The sequence below is a fragment of the Nocardia sp. CA-128927 genome, assembly GCF_050955855.1.
In the GTDB taxonomy this organism is placed as follows: domain Bacteria; phylum Actinomycetota; class Actinomycetes; order Mycobacteriales; family Mycobacteriaceae; genus Nocardia.
Genome location: NZ_CP192087.1, coordinates 5,034,322 through 5,058,664 on the forward strand (window position 1 = coordinate 5,034,322; position 24,343 = coordinate 5,058,664).

General features: G+C 67.2%; 19 protein-coding genes. 7 read left to right on the forward strand and 12 right to left on the reverse strand.

Features of this window, described 5'->3' with window-relative positions; translation table 11 throughout:
• Positions 1–129: 129 nt before the first annotated feature.
• Complete coding sequence (locus tag ACQPW1_RS23640; protein ID WP_433664884.1) at positions 130–1,935, reverse strand: hydroxysqualene dehydroxylase; 1,806 nt, start codon at positions 1,933–1,935, stop codon at positions 130–132.
• A 101-nt stretch (positions 1,936–2,036) separates the two neighbouring features.
• On the opposite strand from ACQPW1_RS23640, the gene ACQPW1_RS23645 reads away from it, so the two are divergent.
• The 3 genes from ACQPW1_RS23645 (at position 2,037) to ACQPW1_RS23655 (ending at position 5,080) form a co-directional block, all read left to right on the forward strand.
• Positions 2,037–2,732, forward strand: a complete 696-nt coding sequence (locus ACQPW1_RS23645) for a TetR/AcrR family transcriptional regulator (protein WP_433664885.1) — start codon at positions 2,037–2,039, stop codon at positions 2,730–2,732.
• Between the two features lie 125 nt (positions 2,733–2,857).
• Positions 2,858–4,237, forward strand: coding sequence for a polysaccharide pyruvyl transferase family protein (locus ACQPW1_RS23650; RefSeq protein ID WP_433664886.1), 1,380 nt, complete (start codon positions 2,858–2,860; stop codon positions 4,235–4,237).
• A gap of 3 nt (positions 4,238–4,240) precedes the next feature.
• Positions 4,241–5,080 carry a glycosyltransferase family 2 protein gene (locus tag ACQPW1_RS23655; RefSeq protein WP_433664887.1) on the forward strand — a complete coding sequence of 280 codons (840 nt, stop codon included), beginning with the start codon at positions 4,241–4,243 and terminating at the stop codon, positions 5,078–5,080.
• Between the two features lie 76 nt (positions 5,081–5,156).
• Here the strand turns inward: ACQPW1_RS23655 and ACQPW1_RS23660 are convergent, their stop codons facing one another.
• The 6 genes from ACQPW1_RS23660 to ACQPW1_RS23685 form a co-directional block, all read right to left on the reverse strand.
• On the reverse strand, positions 5,157–5,795 hold the full coding sequence (locus tag ACQPW1_RS23660; RefSeq protein WP_433664888.1) for an MspA family porin: 639 nt from the start codon (positions 5,793–5,795) through the stop codon (positions 5,157–5,159).
• Between the two features lie 194 nt (positions 5,796–5,989).
• Positions 5,990–7,027, reverse strand: a complete 1,038-nt coding sequence (locus ACQPW1_RS23665; protein ID WP_433665317.1) for a transferase — start codon at positions 7,025–7,027, stop codon at positions 5,990–5,992.
• 95 nt (positions 7,028–7,122) lie between these two features.
• On the reverse strand, positions 7,123–8,169 hold the full coding sequence (locus ACQPW1_RS23670; RefSeq protein WP_433664889.1) for an NAD-dependent epimerase/dehydratase family protein: 1,047 nt from the start codon (positions 8,167–8,169) through the stop codon (positions 7,123–7,125).
• A 2-nt stretch (positions 8,170–8,171) separates the two neighbouring features.
• Positions 8,172–8,822, reverse strand: coding sequence for a PIG-L deacetylase family protein (locus ACQPW1_RS23675; protein WP_433664890.1), 651 nt, complete (start codon positions 8,820–8,822; stop codon positions 8,172–8,174).
• A complete protein-coding gene (locus ACQPW1_RS23680; protein WP_433664891.1) occupies positions 8,819–9,595 on the reverse strand; it encodes a glucose-1-phosphate cytidylyltransferase in 777 nt (258 codons plus the stop codon). The genes ACQPW1_RS23675 and ACQPW1_RS23680 overlap by 4 nt, the downstream gene beginning before the upstream one ends.
• A complete protein-coding gene (locus ACQPW1_RS23685; protein WP_433664892.1) occupies positions 9,592–10,878 on the reverse strand; it encodes a class I SAM-dependent methyltransferase in 1,287 nt (428 codons plus the stop codon). The genes ACQPW1_RS23680 and ACQPW1_RS23685 overlap by 4 nt, the downstream gene beginning before the upstream one ends.
• A gap of 497 nt (positions 10,879–11,375) precedes the next feature.
• Between ACQPW1_RS23685 and ACQPW1_RS23690 the strand changes: the two genes are divergently transcribed.
• Positions 11,376–12,887: a sugar transferase gene (locus tag ACQPW1_RS23690; protein WP_433664893.1), complete on the forward strand. Its 1,512-nt coding sequence runs from the start codon at positions 11,376–11,378 to the stop codon at positions 12,885–12,887.
• Here ACQPW1_RS23690 and ACQPW1_RS23695 read toward each other — a convergent pair.
• The 3 genes from ACQPW1_RS23695 to ACQPW1_RS23705 form a co-directional block, all read right to left on the reverse strand.
• Complete coding sequence (locus ACQPW1_RS23695; protein WP_433664894.1) at positions 12,881–13,537, reverse strand: heme oxygenase (biliverdin-producing); 657 nt, start codon at positions 13,535–13,537, stop codon at positions 12,881–12,883. The genes ACQPW1_RS23690 and ACQPW1_RS23695 overlap by 7 nt on opposite strands.
• A gap of 106 nt (positions 13,538–13,643) precedes the next feature.
• Entirely contained in the window at positions 13,644–15,080 is a 1,437-nt protein-coding gene (locus ACQPW1_RS23700; protein ID WP_433665318.1) for a threonine/serine ThrE exporter family protein, read from the reverse strand.
• 218 nt (positions 15,081–15,298) lie between these two features.
• The gene (locus ACQPW1_RS23705; protein ID WP_433664896.1) at positions 15,299–16,939 is read right to left on the reverse strand and encodes an FAD-dependent oxidoreductase; all 1,641 of its coding nucleotides are present in this window, start codon (positions 16,937–16,939) and stop codon (positions 15,299–15,301) included.
• A gap of 126 nt (positions 16,940–17,065) precedes the next feature.
• On the opposite strand from ACQPW1_RS23705, the gene ACQPW1_RS23710 reads away from it, so the two are divergent.
• Positions 17,066–17,698 (forward strand): TetR/AcrR family transcriptional regulator, encoded by a 633-nt coding sequence (locus ACQPW1_RS23710; protein ID WP_433664897.1) that lies wholly within the window; start codon positions 17,066–17,068, stop codon positions 17,696–17,698.
• A gap of 9 nt (positions 17,699–17,707) precedes the next feature.
• On the opposite strand, the gene ACQPW1_RS23715 is transcribed toward ACQPW1_RS23710, so the two are convergent.
• On the reverse strand, positions 17,708–19,015 hold the full coding sequence (locus tag ACQPW1_RS23715) for an LVIVD repeat-containing protein (RefSeq protein WP_433664898.1): 1,308 nt from the start codon (positions 19,013–19,015) through the stop codon (positions 17,708–17,710).
• A gap of 238 nt (positions 19,016–19,253) precedes the next feature.
• On the opposite strand from ACQPW1_RS23715, the gene ACQPW1_RS23720 reads away from it, so the two are divergent.
• Positions 19,254–20,759, forward strand: coding sequence for a peptide ABC transporter substrate-binding protein (locus ACQPW1_RS23720; protein ID WP_433664899.1), 1,506 nt, complete (start codon positions 19,254–19,256; stop codon positions 20,757–20,759).
• Positions 20,760–21,044: 285 nt separating this feature from the next.
• Here ACQPW1_RS23720 and ACQPW1_RS23725 read toward each other — a convergent pair whose 3' ends face one another.
• On the reverse strand, positions 21,045–22,976 hold the full coding sequence (locus ACQPW1_RS23725) for an acyl-CoA dehydrogenase family protein (RefSeq protein WP_433664900.1): 1,932 nt from the start codon (positions 22,974–22,976) through the stop codon (positions 21,045–21,047).
• Positions 22,977–23,067: 91 nt separating this feature from the next.
• Here ACQPW1_RS23725 and ACQPW1_RS23730 point away from each other — a divergent pair, with 91 nt between their 5' ends.
• Positions 23,068–24,219 (forward strand): RNA-guided endonuclease InsQ/TnpB family protein, encoded by a 1,152-nt coding sequence (locus tag ACQPW1_RS23730; RefSeq protein ID WP_433664901.1) that lies wholly within the window; start codon positions 23,068–23,070, stop codon positions 24,217–24,219.
• Positions 24,220–24,343 lie beyond the last annotated feature (124 nt).

A 24,343-nucleotide genomic window follows, 5' to 3' on the forward strand; every position in this document is an offset into this window, starting at 1 on the left:
ACCTCCCGTCACCCATGCCCCCTACTGGCGGTGATGGCGGACGAGCCGGAATCGGTGAACTCGCCTCTCCCGCAAAAGTCTAGGGGACGGGGGCTCTTCTGGTCGGGCAGTCGGTGAGCTACCGGTCGGTCAACCGAGATCGAACAGATTCGGCTGCCCGGCGCGGTAGCGTGCGGCGTCCATTTGGCGCAGCGGTTCGAACGCGGGAACCGAGTCACGGGCGAACATGGTGACCCGCGCGGCGGGGGAGCCCGCGGCGTCGAGCAGTGCGTTGACCGCGGTGCGGCCCGCCTCGTTGGCGCCCTCCATGGTGGCCAGGTCGAAGTTGGTCTGCACGTAGTCGGCGGCGAGGAACAGGTTGGGGATCTTGGTATGCGCGGTGGGCCGGGCCGCCCACGAGCCGATCGTGTTGATCAGCAACGGTTCGTCGCTCTGGTTCTGCCCGTTCTGCCAGCTGATGCCGGGGTCGAGCAGCCAGTCGCGGACGATGCCGTCCTTCAGCTGGATCTTGCCGTCGTCGTTGAGCGCGGCGGCCAGCTGCGCCCAGGTCTCCTGGTAGATCTCCTCGCGGGTGCAGTGTTTGGCGATCTTGCCGTACAGGATGCCCGGGGTGTCCCAGTCGGAGATGTCGATGGTGAGGCCGTCGAGGATGTTGCCGTCGCCGTACTTCGCGGCGTAGTCGACATCCCAGAACGCGCATTGCGAGTACGAGGTCAGCCGCCACGGTGCGTCGAGGTAGATGTTGTACCCCGCACCGAGTTCCAGCTTCTCGGTGACGAACATCTGCATGCCGCTCATCCAGTCGACGGTGAGTTCGTCCATCCGCGCGAGACCCGGGTCGAGACCGCGGATTTCGGGCGACCACAGGCCCCGCGCGCGATCGGTCGGTACCGCGCAGACATACCAGTCGGCTTGGTGCAGCTGGGTCGAGCCGTCGGGCGTGCGGATCCGGGCGCCGCCGATCTGGCCGCCCGCCACCTCGAAGCCGTCGAGCGCATGACCGGGCCGGAACTGCACACCCATGTCGCGCAGCAGGGTGATCCACGGGTCGAGCCAGGCCTCGTTGGTCGGGCCGTTGAGCACCTCGTAGACCTTGGGGCCGCCGGTGAGCTCCTGCAGCAGGGCGATGAAGAAGCTCTCCATCATGTTGCCCATGGTCCGGGTGCTGGCGACGTACTCCTTCGCGGCGACCAGGGCGCGCGTCAAACCCGTTGCGGCCAGGGACTGGAACTGTGTCGAGCGGCTCGCGGCGCCGACGAAATCCCACCAGCTGACGTGCTCCCACTGCCCGAACCGGCGCTCTTCGCTGGAAGTCAGGAAGGTGACCACCCGCCCGGCCATGTGGATCGCCTCGGGTAGCGGGATGAGGTTGTTCTTCAGGAAGCCCTCGATCAGAATGCGCTGCAAACCCTCTGGGGTGAGCGCCTGGCGTGGGTCGAAGTAGAACCCGAACATGAGTGGGAAGCCGTCCGGCAGATTGTTCGCGCGCGGATACCGCGGGTCGTTGACCGAGAACGGAACCAGGTTGTCGTGCACCGTATTCCGCGTGCCGGGCAGCGGGATGCGGCGCATGGTGTCGTGCACGTGGTGATAGAACGAGGTGAAACCGCGGGCGCCGTGCTCGCCGGGCAGTGGCAACCGACCGTCGCTGCCGGTGCCCGGCAACGGGATGGTGCGTGACTTGCCGCCGAGTTCCTTGCGGTCGAAGACGGTCACCTCGAAGCCCCGCTCGGCGAGCTCGTGCGCCGCGGTGAGCCCGCCGATGCCTGCGCCGAGTACCGCGACCGTGTTGCGGGGCGGGCCGTTTCGCCTGCGTGTCACCTGTGCGGCCGCCGGACCCGCGGTTGCTGCCAACCCGGCCGCTCCGGCCAAACCTGCCGCGCCACGCAGTACCGAACGCCTGCTGACCGCGCTGTCCCGATATTGAGCTGTCACTGCACGACCCCGTTCACAATTCTGACTATCCTGATCGTCATATTTAGCAGATGGCCGCCCGGGATGGGAGACAATGCCGAGATGACGAGCAGGGACCAGCGATGAGTGGCGACGCCAAGCAGCGACGACCGGTGCGGCCCTACGGCGGGGTCGGCGCGGCGGATCGGGTCGCCGCGCGGCGGAGCAAACTCCTGGATGCCGGTCTGGAGCTGTTCGGGGCGCAGGGCTACGCCGCGACCGGGGTGAAGGATCTGTGCCGGAGCGCCGGGCTCACCGACCGGTACTTCTACGAATCGTTCGGCGGCACCAAGGAGTTGTTCGCCGCGGTGTTCGACCGCGTCATCGACGAGCTGTTCGAGGCGGTCGCCGTCGCCGTGGACGCCGAACGGGCCGAGGGGACCCGCAAGCTGCGGGCAGGCATCGGCACCTATCTCACCGCGCTGGCCGAGGATCCGCGCAAGCTCCGGATCGTCTTCGTCGAACCCAACGGGGCGGGCGCGGAACACCGCATGCGGGAGGCACTGTGGCGGTTCGCGCGATTGGTCGCCGCGACCGCCACCGACGCGCGCCCCGAAACGCCGCCGCCGGCGCAGTTGGTGGACATCTACGCGCTGTCGGTTGTCGGCATGCTCGAGCGCGTTCTGGTCGAGAAACAGGGCGGGCGGTTGGACGTGCCGATGGACGAACTCGTGGACTATTGCACGGCATTCGCCGGTGCGTCGCTCGCCGCGGTCCACGCCGGACGGATAACCAAACAATCCGGTCGGCACGAAGTACCTTCGCGCGCAACGGAGTAAGTTGCTCGGCGCCGGCGGGTAACTCTCCATGCGGTAGCCGCGATGCATAGCGTGGGGTAGATTTCAGGACGAGTTCGTGCTCGGCACGGACCGACCCGCGGGGGGCTGGCGGGAGGGTATGGACAGTGGGGACCTCAGGTTCCGAGGCCGAGCGCGCCGATATCACCGAGGGTGATATCCGGGTGCTCGTCGAAAACGGCGAGTATTGGCTGCGTAACCGCGGCGATATCGCGATGATGGCCGTGACGGTCGAACGGCTGCGCGCGCGCTGGCCGCGAGCCAGGATCGGCGTGCTCACGCATCAACCAGGCATCCTGCAGGCGCTGCTGCCCGAGGCGGAACCGCTCTGCGGGCCCGACTGGAGCTGGGGCCGCGACGGCTGGTCCGGGCGGCTATCCCGTTCTGCGGGAACAAGATTGGTCGGCCCGGCGGCTTTGCACTGGCGGGCGGCGACGGACGGACCGAAGGACCGGCTGCGGGCACTGCGCTCTGCGGCCCGGCGCCGCGCGAACGGGCCGGGCATCACCGAACACGTCGCGACGCCGGAGGAGACCGAATTCCCGGTCGAGATCCCGGCCGCCGTCGAACAGGCGTCCCTGGTGCTCGCGCTGGGCGGTGGGTATATGACCGACGTCGACCGCTATCAGGCGCACCGCACGTTGAACCTGCTCGAACATGCTCGCTCGCGAGGCATTCCGACGGCACTGGTCGGGCAGGGCCTCGGCCCGCTGCGCGATCCGGCGCTGGTGCGGCGCGCGGCCGAGGTGCTACCGGACGTCGATTTCCTGGCGCTACGCGAAGGTCGGCGCGGACCGGAGCTGTTGTCGCGGTTCGGCGTCGCGCCGGAACGGGTGCTGGTCACCGGGGACGACGCGGTCGAATTCGGTTATCGGCTGCGGCAGGCCAGGATCGGCGCGGACATCGGCCTGTGCCTACGGGTGGCGGACTACTCGCGTGTCACCGCGGCCGCGCAGGCGACCCTCGGACGGGTGGTTCGCACGTCCGCGGGCCGGCTCGACGCCGGGGTGGTGCCGCTGATCATCTCCGAATATGCCTCGGAGGACCGGCTTTCCACGCTGCCACTGCTGGCGGGCGCGGCAAGTGCGCGGCCCGCCGTCGGCCGGGGCGGCACGCCACACGATGTCGCCCGCCAGGTCGCGGGCTGCCGGGTGCTGGTCACCAGCGCCTACCATCTCGCGGTTTTCGCACTCTCCCAAGGGATTCCGGCGGTCGGCATCACCGCGTCGGAGTACTACGACGACAAGTTCCACGGCTTGCTCCAGATGTTCGGCACCGGACTGCGGATCGTGCACCTCAACGACCCGGCACTGGAGCAGACGCTGACCGAAGCCGTGCGCGAGTCGTGGGATGAGGCGCCGGTGGTGCGAGAAGGCTTGCAGCAGAAGGCCGTCGAACAGATCGAAGCCAGCCGGGCCGGGCTCGAACGAGTCTTCCGCCTGGTGGAAAGCGGACCGGTGCGCCCGGCCCATCAGCTAGGGGGATAAGACATGACCAAACTGTCGGTTTGCGTGCCGGCCTATAACTCCGGACGCACGCTGGCCACGACGCTGCGCTCGGTGCTGGACCAGGACGTGGACTTCGAACTCGTGGTGCTGGACAACGCCAGCACCGACGAGACGGGCGAGATCGCGCACGCGATCGACGACCCGCGAATCCGGGTGCTGCGCAACGACACCGTGCTACCGATCGGGGACAACTGGAACAAGGTGATCGCCGCGTCGACCGGCGACCTGATCAAGGTCGTCTGCGCCGACGACGTACTGCGGCCGGACGCGTTGGCCGCGCAGCTCGCGGTGATGGTCGGCGATCCGTCGATCGCCATCTCGTCGAGCCGATTCGAGGTGATCGACGAGGAGGGCGCGCTACTCGAGAGCGGCCTCGGTCTGGCGGGCTTGCTCGGCAGGCAGAGCGCGCGGGCGCTGGCCCGGGTCATCGTGCGGCGCGGGCCCGCGGATTTCGGGCCGACCGCGGCGGCGATGTTCTACCGCAAGCACTTCGATCAGGTCGGCGGGCTGCGCGGCGACCTGGTGTTCCCGATGGATGTCGATCTGTTCGCCAGGGTCTCCTCGTTCGGGGTGTTCTTCGGCATGTCGGAAATCCTTGCCGCCTGGCGTAATTCGTCGTTCAACCTGTGCAGCCGCACCTCGACGGTGAGCAAGCTGACCGACATGTACCGGTTCCATCACCGCATCGCGGGCGACTACCCGCACCTGGTGAGCCGCGGCGACGTGCTGGCCGGCGATACCCGGTTGGCGCGGGCGGCGCTGTACCGCCTGCGGGTTCGTACGGTGGCGACCGTGCGCAACCGGCCGGATCTGCTGGTCTGAACGAGGCCATGAAGATACTGAAGCCGCCTCGGACAAGTCCGGGGCGGCTTCGGTGTTCGACGGCTGGTGGAACGCTTCAGATGCTCCAGAGCCGCCCGTAGGTGTACACGGTGTCGCCGTTACCGCTGACCACCTTGACGAACGGCCGAATCGTGGTCTGCCCGACCACACCCGTGACAGTGGCGTGGTAACCGCCGATCCGGATGAAGCCACCGGTGCCGGAGACGTCGCCGCCCGCGAATTCGACGGTCTGGATGCCGGGGCCGAGGCCGACCTCGAGCTCGATGCCCGCCCGCGGGATCAGCCCGTTCAGCTTGAGCAGCGCGCCGCTGTCGCCGCCGAGATCCACCCCGAGATCCGGGGTCGAGTACCCGAACTTCAATCGACCGCTCAGCGTCGCCGGATAGCCGACCTGATAGCCGATGGTGATGTGCCCGCGCCAGTCGTCGGCGCTCGGGCCGGTGACCTTGAACGAAGCCTCGCCGTTGTGAAACCACTCGCGAGTGAACGGATTTCCGTCCAGCGGCGGCACGAAATCGATCCTCGTGTCGGACTGGATCGCCTCGATCGAACGATCCTTCTGATCGACGATCTGGCTACTGCTGTCGACGACCGCTCCCGCGGTGCCGGTTCCGAGCGCCAGTCCCGACGCCACCACGGTGGCGATCGCGAACATACGGACACTGCGGCCGCATTGCTGCGTGATATCCCTCATCAGGTTGTCCCCTCTGCACACACACCTGGCCGAGCGCGGTCGTTCGCTCGACGCCCGCTCCCCGGCACGCAGGAGCGAAGAACTTCATCGATCATCTGGGGCTGTCAGGTGCTCGGTAAACGAAATCATGTCAGATCAAGCGCATAGAGCAAACGGGCAACAAATATGCTGGGGGCCAGCGAATTCGAGGCAACTCATCCTCCCTTGACGGTCGAGTCGGCCGGGTCGTCGACAATCCAGCAACCGTCGAGTTCCGGATAGCGGGCGCGGACCTCCGGGAGCAGATCGGGTAGCGTCAGCAGCACGAGATCCGGTCGGGCCGCGACGAGTTCGGCGGGCGCGATGATGGGCACGTCGGTGCCGGGCATCCGTCGGCCCTGCTTGGCCGGTGACGCGTCGGCGACGGCGGCGATCAGCCCGCGATCGACCCCCGCCAGGCTGAACAGTGCCACCGCACGCGAGGCCGCGCCGTAGGCGAAGACCCGATCACCCTGCGCCGCATGCCTGGTCAGCCAGCGCCGTAACGCCTCGGCATGCCCGTCGGCGGCCTGTTGGAGGCGGCCGACGGCGGCGGGCTCGGTGTATTCGGTTTCCTGCGTGCGGATCGCGCGGGCCGCGGCATCGGAGCGATGCGCGCCGTGCCGGGCGCCGACGAGCACGGTCCCGCCGTACAGGTCGAACTGCCACGCGGTGGTGATGCTCATGCCCGCGGCGGCCAGCAACCGGCCGAGGGCGGACAGCGAATAGTAGGCAAAATGACCGTGTCGCAGCGCGTTCCACTGACCCGACGTGACGATGGTTGCCAGCGAATGGAACTGGATCAACAGCAGGCCGTCCGGCGCGGTCGCCGCCGCCCGCTCGGCGAAGGCCGCGCGCTGATCGGGCTCGTGCATCAGCCCGAAGCAATCGAGCACCACATCGGCGACACCGTCGGTGGGGGAGTAGCCACGGTCGGTCAGCAGCGGCACCCAGGTGCCGCCGTGCGGGCTACCGAACTCGCGCACGGTTTTGCCCTGCAGCAGACCGGCTTTCGCGACCCTGGCGACCGCATCGGCGGCCTGCTCGCGCAATGCCGCCGGTTCGATCCCGCGTGGCTCCTCGGCGCGGGTGTCGTCCTCGGCCAGCTGCGCGAGGCCGCAGCGCGCGCACAGGACCATCCGGAGCGGATGCGCGGTCTCGGCGAGGCCGACCGGGGAGGTGCCGGGTGGAAAGTAGTCGGCGGCGGGCACCATGCCGAGATCGAGCACCGGGCCGAGTTCGGTGCTCGCGCAACCTCGGCAGCGACGCGCGTCAGCGGCGGCAACCACGGCAGGCCCCTCCATTGCGCCTAGGTGGCTGGCACACGAGCGGTTCCGGGCTGAATCCGGCGCATCGACTCATCGAGCACCCCGGAGTCGCGCAGCCGCTCCAGATGCGGCAGCCGGGTGAACTTCTGGAAGAAGTCGTCGTAGGTGAGTCCGCGCGCGGTGTACTCCTGGAACAGCTCGTCCGCGCCGGCCTGCACGGTCCACAGCGCGCGAAACCCGATGGCGGCGCGGGCGGCCGAGAAGTCGACCCGGTAGGAGCGCGGGTCGGCGCCGTTCTCGCCGGTGATGTTGAGCCGGGAGCCGGGCACCGCCTCCACCACCGCGCGGGCGATGTCGGCGACGGTCAGGTTGTTGGCCTCGGTGCCGATGTTGAAGGCGCGGCAGTGAATTGCCGCCGGGGGCGCGGTGAGGCAGTTGGCGAAGGCCCACGCGATGTCGCGGGCGTGCACCAGCGGCCGCCACGGTGTGCCGTCGGAGAGCACCTTCACCTCGCCGGTCAGCGTGGCGTACCCGACCAGATTGTTGAGCACGATGTCGGCCCGTAAACGTGGTGAGAAGCCGAATGCCGTTGCGTTGCGCAGGAATACGGGGGAGAAGCCGGAGTCGGCCAGCACGGCGACGTCGTCCTCGACGCGCACCTTGCTCTCCGCGTACGGGGTGATCGGACGCAGCGGCGCGTCCTCGGTGACCAGGTCCGCGCCCGCGGCGCCGTAGACCGAGCAGGTGGAGGCGTACAGGAAGCGCCGCACACCCGCCTCCTTGGCGAGCCGGGCCAGCCGGACCGACGCGTGATGGTTGATGTCGTAGGTGATCTCGGGCGCCAGCGCGCCGAGCGGGTCGTTGGACAGCGCCGCGAGATGGATGACCGCGTCGAAGCCGCGCAGCTGCTCGACGGTGACGTCGCGCAGATCCATGGTCAGGCCGGGCGGATCGCCCGGCAGGTCGCCGAGCACGCAGTCGGCGAAGAAGCCTGCGTCCAGACCGACCACCTCGTGCGCGTTGGCGAGCAGGATCGGCACCATGACGGTGCCGAGGTAGCCCTGGTGGCCGGTGAGCAGTACCCGCATTGCTACAAACCTCCGAAATCGATGACGGCCTTGTCGAGCACGAATGCCTCGGCGTGCCCGCTGTGGCACTGCACGCCGCGCAGCCGGGTCAGGCCGGTGAAGGCTTGCTCGTCGAACCAGTCCCGATGTGCCTGGGACGGATAGTGTTTCAGCAGCAGTCGCGACTTCTCCTCGGCGAGTGCCGCGGTGAGCCGGTGGTACATGCTGGGGGCGGGAGTGTCGCTCTCCCACTTGAGGATCTCGTAGCCGAGCACGAGGTGATCGCGGAACTCGGTCGGCACCAGTTCGGCGAGGAGCCGGTGATCCTGGTGTGCGTCACCGCGTTGCGGCGCGAAGACCAGGTCGGGATCGATGCGGGCACGAAACGTGTTGAGTTCGTTCTTGATTCGGTCCCAGTGCGCAGGTGCCCGGCCGTCGGGCAGATCTAGCACGGTGAGGTCGACCTCGGCGCCCGGGCAGAACGCGTCCAGCGCAAGGCTTTCCTCATCCGCCCGCGCGGTGCCGCCGCCGGACAGCACCAGGGCGCGCACCCGGAGGCCCGGGTGCGCGCGGGCCAGCGTCAGCAGCGTGGCCCCCATCCCGATCGCGATGTCGTCGCAGTGCGCACCGAGCACCGCGATCTCGGCGACCGCTCCGACGTTCAGCCGGATCACGCGTTCTCCCAGACCATCCACGGCCGGGTGCCGGACTGGTAGCCCGCGTCGAGCTCGGCCCGCTCCTTGAAGGTGTCGGCGGGCTTCCAGAAGCCGAGGTGCTGGTAACCGAAGAGCCTGCCCTGCCCGGCCAGCGTGCCGCAGGCGTCGGCGACCAGATCGCCGCCTGGCGGCAGCAGGTCGAAGATCTCCTGGTTGAGCACGAAGTAGCCGCCGTTCTCCCACAGCGGCATCCGCGACACCGGCATGATCTCCTTGACCTCACCGGTGGGCTTCATGTCGACGCAGTGGAAGGACGACTGCGGCGGCACCACCATCATCGAGGCCGCCGCACCGGACTCGGTGAACTTCTCGATCATGTGGTCCAGCGGTGCGTCGGTGAGCACGTCGGCGTAGTTCGCCAGGAAGGTTTCGTCACCGGCGACGTGTTCGCGGACCCGGCGCAGTCGTTCGCCGATGGGCGATTCCCGGCCGGTGTCGACGAAGGTGATCTGCCAGTCGCTGATGTCGGAGCTCAGCATCTCCACCCGGCCGTCCCGGATGACGAAGTCGTTCGACACCGACTCCTGGTAGGTCAGAAAGAAGTTCTTGATGTGCAGGCCGCCGTAGCCGAGGCACAGGATGAATTCCTTGTGGCCGTAGTGCGCGTAGTAGCGCATCACGTGCCAGAGCAGCGGTCGTGGACCGACCAGCTGCATGGGCTTCGGGATCATGTCATCGGTGCCATCACGCATCCGCATGCCGTATCCGCCGCAGAACAGCACAACCTTCATCGCGCTCCCCTCCCTGTCATTTCCTGATGTCGTGCGCTGTTCACGTCGTTGTGACTGGTGAGGTCGGCACTGTGCAGTGCCGGGAGTGGGTAGACCAATCGGCCTCCCCACGAAGCGATATGGCGGAGCTGCTCGGTGATCTCGGCTTCGAGATTCCACGGCAGCACCAGTACTACGTCGGGCCGATCCAGGTCGATCCGTTCCGGCGCGTGGATCGGGATCCGCGTGCCCGGCGTGAATCGGCCGTGCTTGTAGGGGTTTCGGTCGACGGTGTACTCGAGTAGGTCGGTGCGGATGCCGCAGTAGTTGAGCAGGGTGTTGCCCTTGCCCGGTGCGCCGTAGCCGACGACGCGCTTGCCCGCGGCGCGCTGGTCGAGCAGGAAACGCAGCAGGTCGTGGCGGACCGCCTCGGTGCGCGTGCGCAGCTGGTCGTAGCCCTCGACCTGGTGCAGGCCCGCATCCTGTTCCAGGCGAAGCACTTCGGCGACGCGGGTACTGGGGGCGGCACCCAGTTCGCTCGGCCGGGCCCACAGCCGGATCGATCCGCCGTGCGTGTCCAGCAGTTCTACATCGACGACCGAGAGATTCGCCGTCGCCAGCGCCCGCTGCGCGGAGTGCACGGTGTAGTACTGGAAGTGTTCGTGGTAGATGGTGTCGAACTGGCCCAGCCGCAGCAGGTTCAGCGCGTGGTGCACCTCGATGGAGAGCCAGCCGTCGTCGGCCATCAGGTCGCGTAGCGATCTGGTGAAGCCGCGTAGGTCGGGCACGTGCGCGTAGACGTTGTTGGCTACCACCAGATTCGCGGGCCGGTGCGTCGCGCGGATCTTCGCCGCGGACTCCTCGTCGAGGAAGGTGGTCTCGGTGGGCACGCCCGCCGCACGTGCGGCGTTGCCGACATTCACCGACGGTTCGACGCCGAGGCACGGGATGCCCGCTGCCACCGCGTGCCGCAGCAGGTAGCCGTCATTGCTCGCCACCTCGACGACGAACGAGTCGGCGTCGAGTTCGAGTCGCTGGATCGCCTGTGCGACAAAGGTTTCCGCGTGCCGGACCCAGCTGTCGGAGTACGACGAGAAGTATGCGTACTCGGTGAATGTCTCCTCCGGGGTGATCAACGCTGGTATCTGCAACAGCAGACAGTCCGCACATAGCCGCAGATGCAGCGGGTAAGTTGATTCCGGAAGATCGAGTTCGTCCGCTGCGAGGAACTTCTCGCACGGCGGTGTTGCGCCCAAATCGAGCACACTCGTCAATCGTTCGGAATCACACAGTCGACACAGCAACGCAGCCCACCTTCTGCCGAGAGTCGTACGTACCGGCGCATTGCCGGCGCACCCCTGACGTCGACCCGATCCAGTGAGACGTTACAACGAAAGCCCCGCGTGTCGTAGTCGAAATCGGCTGGTCGGGAAGTAATTTCCGGTACTTTTCAACCGTTTCCGGCGGGTAGCTTCCCGGCCGCTATCGGGGGGCTTAGTGGTTTGACCCTCATGGGACGAATTCGCCTGGTGGTAGCGAAGGTTCGCGACCTGGCCTCATATGGCGGTGACCACCCGAAACGGACCGGGGCGGCAAACCGACCGTTCCCCTGTCGGCTACTGTTCGGAACACTTTGCGGCCCTGATGATTCGACATGTGAAACGGATTGTGTTCTGTAACAATCGGCTTCTGGCCGCCGAAGGACGGGACACCCGACACGGTCAGGATGGTGCCGTGGGGACCGATCGATGCGGATCGGGGGGCTTCTTTCTTCTTCTCTCCCATGGGGAGGTGCGTTTCCATGAGCTTCGAGCTCGCTGACGACGACGACCTGGACTATCGTCGATCGTCGCAGACCTTGCCGCGCTCCGAGCGTGAACGATGGCAGGCTGAGTATGTAAGGCGCTTAGGCGCAACCGATTTCGGAGTGATCGTGGCGGCGATGGTGCTCGCCCAGGTCATCCGATTCGGCGGACCCGCCGCGCCACCGCTGGCCTGGCACCTGCCCTATGAGGTCGGGTACACGGTCGTCTCCGGCGCGCTCGCGCTCGCCTGGGCCGCCTTCCTCGCGGTCGGCCATACCCGATCGCCGCAGGTGGTCGGCAGTGGTACCGAGGAGTACCGCAGGCTGGTCTCGGCGACGCTGCGACTGTTCGGGGTGCTGGCGATCGTGTCGCTGGTTTTCCAGATCGAGTTCGCGCGTGGCTATTTGGCTATTGCACTACCGCTCGGTTTGTTCGGGCTGATGCTGAGCAGATTGCTATGGCGGATCCATGCGCGGCAGCTACGCGGGCGAGGGGAGTACCGGACCTCGGTGCTCGTCGTCGGCTGCGCGGAGGCGGCGCAGGCGATGGCGAACGCGTTCGCGGCCGACCCGGCCTCCGGATACCGGGTGGTCGGTGTGTGTATCCCGAACGGGCTCAACGACATCACCGAGTACATCCGGGAACCGTCGGGGCACACGTTCTCGGTGGTCGGCAGCGACCGCACGGTGCTCGACGCGGTGCGCCGCAGTGGCGCCGACACCGTCGCGGTCACCGCGACCGATCATCTCGGGCCGATCGAATTGCGCCGGATGGCCTGGGAACTCGACCCGCTCGGGGTCGAGCTGATCGTTGCGCCCGGCGTGGTCGACATCGCGGGCACCCGGTTGACGAATCGTTTCGTCGCGGGAGTGCCGATGCTGCACATCGCCAAACCGCAATACGATCGTGCGAAGTCGGCGGGCAAGGCGGTGTTCGACGTGTGCTTCGCGGCGGCGGTGCTGGTGCTGATCGCGCCGACCATGCTGGCCATCGCGATGGCGGTGAAGTTCACCAGCCCGGGTCCGGTGTTCTATCTGTCGGAGCGAATCGGGCGGAGCGGCAAGCCGTTCCGGATGATCAAGTTCCGCAGCATGTACACCGAGGCGGAGGCGGGCGTGGACGCGCTCATCGAGCGCAACGGGGGCAATCCGGTCTTCTTCAAGATGAAGGACGATCCGCGAATCACGCCGATCGGCAAGGTGATCCGCAAGTTCAGCCTGGACGAGCTACCGCAGTTCTTCAATGTGCTGCGTGGCGAGATGAGCGTGGTCGGACCGCGCCCGCAGGTGCAGCGCGAGGTGGACAGCTACGACGGCGAGATGCGGCGCAGGCTGCTGGTAAAGCCGGGGGTCACCGGGCTGTGGCAGGTCAGCGGACGATCGGACCTATCGCTGGAAGACTCGGTGCGGCTGGATCTTTCCTACGTGGAGAACTGGTCCATGGTGCTGGATCTGCTACTCATCGCCAGGACCATCGGGGCGGTGACGCGCGGCGCGGGCGCCTACTGAGCCGCCGGAAACTCCTGTGCGAGTTCCTGGAACAGCGCGGTGTTCATGGTGTAGGCGTGCTGTCCTTCGTCGAGCACGCGGCGGCGTTCCAGGTCGTCGAGCGGCAATCGGTCGAGCAGGGCGCGGTATTCGCGCTTGAACGCGGCCGGGTTGCCGACGGCGTCGAAGACATAGAAGCGGACGCCGTCGCCGCGGTGCGGCAGGTTCCACAGCTTCTCGGCGGTGTCGCGGACGATCTGTCCGCCGGCCAGGTCGCCGAGGTAGCGGGTGTAGTGGTGGGCGATGTAGCCGGCGGGCCACTTGCGGGCGCACTCATCGATACGCGCGGCATAGGCCTCGGTCGCGGGCAGCGGCGCCAGCTCGTCGCGCCACTGCGGACCGATGAGGTGGGTGAGGTCGCGTTCGAGTTCGGCGGTGCGGAACAGCTCGGTACGGATGAACGGTCCAGCGACCGGGTCCGCGGCGAGGCTCTCCCAGCGGGCCTCCAGCGCGCGGTAGACGAACCAGAGTTGGCCGGTGTAGCGCTGATACGAGCCGATTCCGAGCGCGCCGCCGAGCATGTCGGTGATGAACCGCGAGCTCCGCGCGTCCTCGTGCTGCTCCTCGGTGGCACTGCGGATCTGCTTCGAGAACGGTGCTGCCTCTGACATGTCCGAACCACCTCACCTGATCGCGACGGGGTGCCCAGCAAGTATGGCTACCCTAACTAACACGTTCGACGATACAGGCTTCGCGTGCGGGCCGCACCCACTTGGCTCACTGAATGGGCGGCGGCCTGCGGCGACTGCGCGGCCGGATGCGCCGCACGATCGGGCGGCGCAGCGAACCGAAGCGGCGCAGGATGCGCGGCCGCCGAACGGTACGGTCGAACCATTCTCCGAGGGTGACGCCCGCGGCCAGCGCGCAGCCGACGCCGAACGCGGCGAGCAACTGGTTGGCGCCGATCACCAGCTGATCATTGAGCAGCGCGTTGAGACCTCGGTAGAGCTTGAGGCCGGGGAGCAGCGGGGTGATGCCCGCGACCGCGACGACGAGCGGGGGAGTCAATGCCCGCCTGGCCATCAGACCACCGGCCATGCCGATCACCGTGGCCGCGACGCCCGAGGAGAGCACCGGCCCGAAACCCGCCTGCTGCACCATCAGGAAGCAGATCGTGCCCGCCGCGCCGCTGCCCGCCGCCGCGGTGAGGGCCCGCTTCTCCGCGTAGCAGGCGAGCGCGAAGGCGAGTGCGGCGACCGCACCGGCGACGATCTTGACGGGCAGGTCGGTGATGTCACCCGTTGGTAAGAGGAACGGCGGCACGGTGGCGTCCAGCATCCAGCCGACGCGCAGCGCGATCGCGATGCCCGCGATGATGCCGCCGGTCATCATCATGACCTCGAGCATGCGGGCGGTCGCGGTGATCGGTGCGCCGGTGATTCCGTCCTGGACCGCGCCGACCAGTTGTAATCCACTGAGCAGCACGGTGATTCCGGCCGCGATGATCAGTGACGGATCGACATCGATGCCGAGTGGCCCGGCCAGTGTGGCGAGCACGATGGCGGGTGTCGCGGCGATCACGCCACCCACCATGTGCTGGAAGAAGAACGGTAGGCCGTAGCGGTTGAGCACGCGGTTGGACCGGTCGATGGCGAGCGTGGTGGCGAAACTTACTGCGGCGACGACGATTCCGCCGCCGAGCAGGGCGGCGATCGCCGCGGCGAGCAGCGACCAGCCGAAGGTGGCCGTCCAGCGGTGGTAGGGATGCGGCGCCTTGGTGATGGTGTCCAGCGCCGCGCGCGCGTCTTCCGGTGCGACCACCTCGTTGCGGATGCGCCGGGTCAGCCGGTCGACGGCGGCGAGCCGGGTGAAGTCGAGTGAGCGGTAGCGCACGATGCGCATGCTGCTGGCGGGCGCGAGCCGGGGGCCCCGGTCGGTCCAGATCCGGATGGTGTCGTAGGTGACGTCGACATCGCAGCGGACCAGTCCGTAGGTGGCGGCGATGAAGCGGACCTGGGTGGTCGTGTCGATGACGCCGGTGCCCGAGGCGAGCACGACCTCGCCGACCCGGACCGCGAGGTCGAGTACCTCGGCGACGGCCGCGTCGTCGGTGAGGTCGATCGGTTGCAGCGGTGAAGGTGCCGCGACGATCGAGTCGGCGGTCGCCGGACGATCGGCCACCAGTTTGCCGACCGCCTGGCTCACTACCGGGATCCGTCGTCCCCGACGGAAGAGCCGCCGCCGACCGAGATGATCGACCCGCGTCTCCGTGCTGTCGCCTCCCGGCAGCGTTTGTGAATCCATGCACGCGAACGTAGTCACCTTCCGGCGACCTTCGCATCCGGGCTGGCACAACCGCCCGCCGGACGCGTGTCGAGATGGGTCGAGGTGCGGGCGGCCCGGACAGCAGGCGCCGCCGTCCGGGCGCCGATTCAGCGGGCGTGGCTGTCTTCGCGGGCGAGCAGTTGAGTCAGTGCGAGCAGCAGTTCTCGGTCCGGCTGTGTGGGCAGTTCGGTGGCGCGCCAGGCGACGAATCCGTCCGGTCGGATGAGTGTCGCGCCGGTGGCGGTGAGGCCGTAGGCGGCGAGGAACTGGTTGTCGACGTCGGCGAAATCAGTGCCGATGCGGTAGGCGCGCAGGTCGAGATCCATTGTGGCGGAGATCTTTTCCGATGCGGTTACCCATTCCGTACCGGCCGCGCCGACCAGCAGGGTGAACGCGCCGTCGAACAAGTCGATCGTGGACAGTGTCGATTCGTCCTGGCGCAGCCACACGTGGGGTGCGCGCAGGCCGGGGCGGCCGCTGGGGTGGCGTGGGTCCTCGACGGGGCCGTCCGGAGTGGTGGTTTCGGCGTGGATGGCCCCCGAGCGGTATCGGTAGCCGAGGATCATGGTCAGGTCGTCGATGGTGGCCGCGTCGTCGCCGGTGCCGTTGTGGCGGCCCTGTAGTCGCTGCATCGCTTGGTCGAGTGTGACCAGTGCGACAGGGTGGCGTTCGTCTCCATAGCTATCCAGAAGCGACTGGCCTGCTTGGCCTTTGAGGACCGCGGCGAGTTTCCAGGCGAGGTTGTTGGCGTCGGCGATGCCGGTATTCGCGCCGAACGAGCCGGTGGGCGGGAAGACGTGGGCGGCGTCGCCGACGAAGAAGATCCGTCCGATCCGGTACTGGTCGGCGACCCAGGCGCCGATCCGGGTGGTGGCGACCTTCTGATCCGAGCCCGTCATCAAGGGCACGAGGGTGAGTTCGAGGTTCGGGTCGCCGATCGCGCGGCGGGCCAGTTCGATGCAGCGTTGTTCGGTGAAGTCGGCGGCGGTCTCGCCGGACTCGGGGCCGAAGGGGATGCCGAGCGACCAGCGGCCGAACTCGCGGCCGGGCACGAGGGCGGTGCCGGTCGTCGGCTGGTCGAAGTAGCCGAGCAGGAATCGGCGGTCGCGCAGGGTCGCGCTGAGGTCGGCGTCGAAGACGAAGCTCGCGGCGTTGATCAACTCGCCCGGCCCGGCGGCGCCGATGCCGAGCTGGGTGCGGATGCCCGCGCGATTGCCGTCGGCGGCCACCAGATAGTCCGCGTGGATGTGGCGCTCGGCGCCGCTCGCGAGATCGCGGACCAGGGCGGCCACGCCGTCGGGTGTGGCGTCGAAGGAGATCAGCTCGGTGCCGAATCGTATTTCCGCGCCGTGGTTTTCGGCGTCGGCACGGACGACGCGTTCGAGTTCGTCCTGGTCGATCATCGTCCAGTCGGTGGGGCTGAGGGTGGCCGGTGGCCGGACCTGGCTGAGGATGTCGACCCGGAAGCGTTCCTGGCCCGCTAGGGTGTCCGCGCCGATCATCTCCGGGAAGTCGGCCAGGATCGAGGTCCGGTCGCGGATCGCCTGCTCCAGGCCGAGCGCCCGGTAGATCTCCATCGAGCGCGGGTTGAACGCCCGTGCCTGCGGTTGCAGTGCGGTGGACGAGTGCCGTTCGACGAGCGTGGGGCGGATACCCGCCCTGGCCAGGAACAGTGCGGTGGACAGGCCGGTGATGCCGCCGCCCACGATGAGGACCTCGGTCTGCTGGATATCTGACGGTGTGTGCACGGCGAGTTTCTCCTGTGTGGCGGGACGGTCCACCCATCATTCAATCGATTGCTCCACTCTGTCAATCGTTTGATTGATTAACTTGAGTCATCGACTGAAACTGCTATGCGTATGTAGGATGACTTCGTGCCGTCGTCGAAACCCCGCAGGTCACCCAAGCCGCAGGAGCGTCAGCGCGACCCCGAGCGCACCCGCCAGCTCATCCTGGACGCGGCCGAAGCCGAGTTCGCCGCGCACGGATTCCAGGGCGCGCGCACCGCCGCGATCGCCGCCCGCGCCGGGGTGAACCAGCAGCTGATCTCCTACTACTTCGACGGCAAAGAAGGCCTGCACCAGGCCATGTCGGAGCGCTGGCAGGAACGCCGCCGCGAGCTCGTTCCGCCGGAAACGCCGTTACCCGAACAGTTCCGCCGCTACGCATTGGAGGCGCGACACAACCCCGACGGCGTTCGCTTGATGGCTTGGGGTGGGCTCGAATACAGCGGCCCTGACAGCGATCCCGACCATGCGCCTCGAGCGAAGATGCTCGAGCAAAGCGTCGATGAACTCCGCACCCTGCAAGCCGCAGGGCGACTCCCCGCCGAACTGGATCCGTCCGCACTTCTGGTCATGCTGATGGCCGCCGCCATGGCCCCCACCACCCTGCCGCACGTCATCGAAGGCGTCTGCGGAACCGACCCTCGCGCACCCGATTTCATCGACCACTTCGCCGACCAGGTGGCTCTGCTCGTCCAATTGCTCGGGCGGACAAGCGAGTAACGCGCTCGGTCAGCGGGTGAGCTGAAGGATGTCGATGCCTCGCGTCCGGTCGGCGACGTAGGCGAAGCCTCGGTGCCAGTAGGGGGCCCAGGCGGCTGCGTCGGCGGGGCGGTAGTAGGCGATTTGCTTGGGGTTGGTCGGGTCGCTGACGTCCAGGAATCGGGTGCCTTGGGCGTAGAAGGACTGGACCAGGATCTTGTCTTGGACGTCGAAGTAGTGGGCGGAGCAGTCGGGGGAGGCGGGGTCGCTGCCTTCTTGGCCGGCGACGCCCCAGGTGCCAACTGTGTTGAGGCGGTACGGTTTTTGCGGGGTAGAGCGCCAGCCCTCGCCGCCGTAGGAGCCTTCCAGTGATGCGATGACCAGCACGCCGTCACCCGCGCAGCCGTCGACGAAGCTTTCCTCGGTGGCGTAGATGAGGTTGCCGTTGTCCCAGTGGCCGGTGCCGCCGCCGTCTTTCGAGCGGTTGCCGACCGGGCGGAAGCTGTTGTGCATGAACTTGGATGGTGCGGCCGTCTCTTTGATGCCGCCGCCCGCGTAGGGGACCGGGTCGTTCGGTGAGGCCATCCGGAGCTTGCCGGTTACGGGGTCCTTGTGCATGCCCGCGGTCCAGTATCCGCGGACGCCGCCGCGACCGGACGCCCAGGCGACACCCGTTTCGTCCACCTGCACGTCGTGTACGTAGTCGGTCTGACCGTCGTTGCGCGCCAACTCGATCGGGTTGGGGTTGACCTTCGGCTTGCGGGGGTCTCGGACGTCGGTGACCCAGATCGGGCGACCGCCCCAGGCGGCGGGCATACTGTCCGCCTTGGCGGGGCCGCCGGTCCACAGGTACTGGCAGTCGTTGATGCAGCTGGTGGTGTGGCCCGCGGGCACCTTGACGTAGCTCAGCAGGGTCGGCTTCTCCGGCTTGGCCAAATCGACTATGTAGATGCCGGATTCGCCGGTGCGGACATTGCCGTTGAACGCGCGTGGGTCGCGCGACAGGAAGACGCGCTTGCGCACCGGGTCGACCTCGGTGTCCTCGGTTTCCCACATGCCCGGCATGTTGAGCTGGCCGATCAGCTTCGGTGCGGCCGGGTTGGCGGTGAGATCGTATGTCTTGAGCCCGAACTCGCCGGAGACGACCATGACGTCCCTGGTGCCGTATTGGAGGAACTGCAGCGAGATCGCGCCCTGCGCGGCCGGGACGTTGCCGACCGCCTTGACGTTCTTCTCCGCGCCGGGTGCCCCGGTGATTTGCGCGGCCGCGCCGTGCGGGCCGTCCTCTTCACCACAGGCGGCGGCGGGCAGCGCGGTGGCGGCGAGTGTTGCCGTCACGGTGACCAACAGTAGGGACGACTGGAGCAACCAGCGGCGCACGACTACCTCCCAGCGAAATACGTTTTTGTGACCAGGGATTCCTGGTCGCCGAGATGTCCTTACTCTAAATGCGACGCTGTGACTCGTGATCCCCATCTCGCGATATACCCAACTGGGGAACGACTTTCGCGTGGTGGGCTGCGTGATGCGGGGTATTGCGGTGTTTTTCACTGGGGGCAAAGTGAATGATGTTGGCATGTCGGATGATCCGCGACGTACGCAATGGCCGTCTGCCGCAATCCCGCGCCTATTCGTCGTCTTCGCTGTGCTCTTGCTCGGAATCACCGGTTGCGCTGAATCGTCAGAGCCCGCAAAGGCTGGTGTGCTCACGGTCGGTGTCCGCGAGCCGGTCAGCCTGCTTCCCGCCGATCTGCGCGACCAGGCAGGCCGGATGATCGTCGGCGCGCTGTGGACGCCGCTGGTCGACTATGACGCGGCGACCGGGAAGAGCACGCCGCGGGCCGCGGAATCGGTCTCCAGTGCGGACCAGGTGACCTGGGAGGTCAAGCTCCGTCCGGATGGCCGGTTCCACGACGGGACACCGGTCACCGCGAAGTCCTATGTCGACACCTGGCGTGCGGTTGCGGACGAGCGGTGGGCCGGATCCGGTGCGCTCACTGAAGTGTTGCGCCCCTTGGAGATCGGCGCGCCGGATGAGCACACGATTCGGATCGTGCTCGACCGTCCCTTCGGTCAGGTGCCCGCGGTTCTGGCTTCGCCGGCGCTACTGCCGCTTCCCGCGTCGGTACTGGCCTCCCGCGATTGGGCGGGCTTCGCCGCCAACCCAATTGGCAACGGGCCGTTCCGAATGGCGGAGCCGTGGGTGCCACGTACGGGCGGCCGACTCCTGCGAGTCGGGGAAGCAACCGGCAAAGCACGCGAAATCCAGCTCGAGATAGGCGATTCCGCCACGCAGTACGACCAAGTGAAGGCGGGCTCCCTCGACCTGGCCAGCCAGGTACCCGGCGCGCGACACGATGTCATGCACCACGATTTCGCTGACCGTCACGCGATGTGGCCTCTGCCGGAAGCCAGCTACCTCGCATTCCCCATGTCCGACAAGCGTTTCGAAGACCCAGCGGTGCGCTACGCATTCGCGATGGCAGTGGACCGTGCGGCACTGGCGGCCGGTCCACTCGCACACCAGGTCGACCCAGCCCGCACGATCCTGCCGCCCGGCATAGCCCCGGGTGAACGCTCCGGTACCTGCCGACCGTGCACCAACGACCAGGCCGCGGCGAAATCACTGCTCGGCCAAGTCACCTTCACCGGCCCGGTCACGGTGTACTTCGTTGCCGGACAAGAACAATGGGCCCGACCTCTCGCCGACCAGATCCGCACCGCACTCGCGGTCGACGTGACCGCGAAACAGCGCGGCGACGAGGCAAACCAACCAGGCGACGGCCCCTTCTTGATGACTCGCGCACTGAACACGTCGACCCCGCACGAACTACTCACCGTCCTCGCGAAGTCCGCCGGTTACACCGACGAAGGCTTCGCCCAGTTACTGACTTCCGCCGATTCCGCAGCCCTATCAGAGGAAACCGGCCAGCTATACCGCCTGGCCGAAAACCAACTACTCCGCGATCTCCCGGTAGCACCGCTATGGTCCGGACACGGCCACGCGGTATGGACACCCCGCGTGCATGACGTGACAGCGACGCCATTGCGAGGCATCGACCTCGCCTCGATTTCGATGTGAACTGCTAGTCGCTCCATTTGGCGCCGCCGAAGTGGGGGTCACCTATGCGGCCGGCTTCCTGGCGCGGCCGCTGGGCGGGTGCTGTTCGGGCATCTTCGTCGGCGGTTCACTGAACCCCGCGTGCCCGGCCCATGTCGGGTGTTCGGCGGACAGACTGCGTAGGCCCGTGCTGCGAAGTTCATCAGGTGAGCACCTAGCTTCTGCGGGCAGTGACCGAAGTTCGAGCCGAGCAACCTCAGGAAGCCGGGCGTGATCCTCTGGAGTAGGTCGAATCCTTTATCGCGGCTACCCCCGCTCGAACACGCTCGCGTCGTCCAGCATGGCCGCCCGCAGCATCGACTCCGGCACGCCCATACCCTCGACGAGGGTGAGTGCCTCGGGCCGGAGACGATCGACGAGTTCGTTGACGCCGCGGCGCACCGCCTTGGCCCGCTCGACCGACATGAACCGGTGCATGATGTACCAGTCCCGGTTCTCCTCCAGCGTGGCGTAAACGTAGAGGTCGCAGACGTTTTCGGCGAGCTCGCGGGCTTCCTGGTCCTGAATGCCCTCGATGCCTTCGATGAAGGCCTCCAAAGTCAGCCGGTCGATGTGGGCGGTGCCTGCGGCGAGGATGTGATCCTGGGCGTTGTTGAACGCCTCGAACGGGGTGGTGTCCTTCGCACGGGCGCGCAGGCGGTGACCGGCGGTGCGCACCAGGTATTCCTCGCGGTCGGCGAAGAGTTGCAGCTGAACCGCGCGACGGGCGAGGTCGCCCTCGTCGACGGAGTCGTTCGAACCGTCGCGCAACCGCTGGATCAGCTGACGCACGCCGGTCACCTTGCGGACCTCGTCACCGGCCATGGTGGCGGCGAACTTCACCCAGCCCAGCGCGTCCAGGTCGCGCACCTCGTCGGAGTACGCGGTGAGCAGCTCCTTCGCGACCAGCTGGGTGAGCACCACGTTGTCGCCCTCGAAGGTGGTGAACACATCGGTGTCCGCCTTGAGCGTGACGAGCCGGTTCTCGGTCAAATAGCCTGCGCCACCGCAGGCTTCGCGGCACTCCTGGATGGCGCGGGTGGCGTGCCGGGTCTGTGCGACCTTCAGGCCCGCGGCCCGCTTCTCCAGTGCCCGTTGCGAACTCGGGTTCAGATCCTGACCGGTCTGCACGAGGTGCATCCGGCGCACCAGATCGTTCTGCGCGAACGCCAGCGCATAGGTCTTGGCGACGAGGGGGAGCAGCCGCCGCTGGTGGCTGCGGTAGTCCATCAGCACCGTCTCCTGCCCGCTGTCCGGATCGGAGAACTGCCTGCGCTTCAACGCATATCGAATGGCGATGCTCAATGCGACCCGGGTGCCTGCCGCAGCGGCGCCGCCGACGCTGACCCGCCCGCGCACCAGGGTGCCGAGGGTGGTGAAGAAGCGACGGCTCGGGTTCTCGATCTCCGAGCTGTAGGTGCCGTCCGGTTCGACGTCGGCATACCGGTTGAGCAGGTTCTCCCGCGGAATGCGGACCTGGTCGAACACGATGCGCCCGTTGTCCACGCCGGGCAGCCCACCCTTGAGCCCGTCGTCGATGGTGGTCACGCCGGGCAGGTCCGCGCCGTTCTCGTCGCGGATCGGCACAAGTAGGCAGTGCACGCCACGACCCTCACCCTTGGTGATCAACTGCGCGAAAACCGCTGCCATTCTTGCGTGTTCGGCGGCACCGCCGATGTAGTCCTTGCGCGCCGACGGCGTCGGCGAGTGGATCACGAACTCCTGCGTATCCGGGTCATAGGTCGCGGTGGTCTCGAGGTGCGCGACATCGCTGCCGTGCCCGGACTCGGTCATCGCGAAACAGCCGAGCAGGTCGAGCGAGATCAGCCGCTTGATGTACTCACGATGCCGTTCGGTGCCGAGGTTCTCCACCGCGCCGCCGAACAGCCCCCACTGCACGCCCGCCTTGACCCACAGCGAGAGGTCCGCGTACGCGAGCATCTCCAGCCCGGTCACCGCCGCGCCCGGCTCGCTGGTGCCGCCGTTCTCCCTGCGGAAACCGCGCTCGGCGTAGTCCATGGTGGCGATGACCCGCATCTGCTCGAGCACCCGCGCCCGGGCGGCCTTGTAGTCGAGGTACGAGTCGCCGGCGAACTTGTCGTCCGCGAGCTGGATGCGGGCCTGCTCGCGGATCTCGCCCCACGGTCCGTCCAGTGCCGCGCGTAGGTGATCCGCCGTCGTTACGGTGCCAGTTGTCATGACATGTTTAGCGCGGATACGCCCTCGCACACGAGGGGGCGTTCGCACTGTCCTCCGTTCGGTGTCGGTGGTGCGGGCTAGGTTGTAGAGCATGCATGAGGTGGTGCGGTACAGCTTTCGTTTGCGGCCGGGCCGCACTGCGGAATCGGCTTTGCTCGCTGAGTGGGATCGCTGCCGGTTTTTGTGGAATGAGGCTGTCCACCAGCAGAAGTCGGGCAACAAGCCGACCTTCAACAGACTGAGCAAGCTGCTGACTGAGGCCCGCTCCCAGAACACGTGGTTGCGGGAGGGGTCGCAGGTCGCGCAGCAGCAGACGCTGCGGACCTACGCGCAGACGCTCACTCAGTCGTTCACGATCAAGGGTCGGGGGCGGCCGGTGTTCAAGGCCCGCAAGAGGGCTCGGGTGTCGTTGGAGTACACGCGCCGCGGATTCAGCATCAATGATGGGCGGCTGGTGCTGGCCAAGGGCATCAGTATCCCGGTGGTGTGGTCGCGGACGTTTCCGTCCGAACCGACCAGTGTGCGGATCATCCGGGATTCGCTGGGACATTGGTACGCGTCGTTCGTCGTCCGCCGCGCCGTCGAATCCGCCGCTACGACTGAGATTGGCATCGGCATCGACTGGGGCGTGCGTGCCACAGCTACGACGACTGACCCTTCGTTCGATCTGCCGTATCTGGGGCACCGTGCTCGCTGCGCGGCCGAGCTGGGCACGGCGCAACGCAAGATGGCCAGGCGCAGGGTCGAGCGCGGTCAGCAGTCGCATGGGTATCAGCGTGCCGCGCGGGTGGCCGCGAAGCTGCACAAGAAGGCTGTCCGGCAGACCCGGCACGATTCGCGGGTGTGGGCGAAAGGTGTTGTCGATCATCATGGTGTGATCGCGGTGGAGGATTTCAAGCCGATATTCCTGGCGAAGTCCACGTTGGCGCGTAAGGCCGCGGATGCGGCGATCGGTGCGGCGAAGCGGGAGTTGATCGAGCGTGGTGTGCGGGCTGGCCGGAGGGTGGTGTTGGTGCGGCCCGCTCATACGAGCATGACGTGTTCGAGTTGTTTCGCGAGAGCCAAGCAGCGACTCGAACTCGGGGAGCGAACCTTCCGGTGCCACAGTTGCGGATATACCGACTGTCGGGATCGGAACGCCGCCAGGGTGATTCTGGCTGTGGCAGAGCGTGGCCGCACACGTGTTGAGGATGTAAGCCAATCGGATCACCTCCTTCGGGCGGTGGGCTCGGTTGCGGTCTGAGCGTGAAATCCCCGGCCTTCAGACGGGGGAAGCGTTAAAACTCGACATTAGCCCGCGTCACCCTGCGCCGACCAAACCGTGACTGTTGACACGACATTCCGGGCAAGGCTCTTGTGGTGGATTG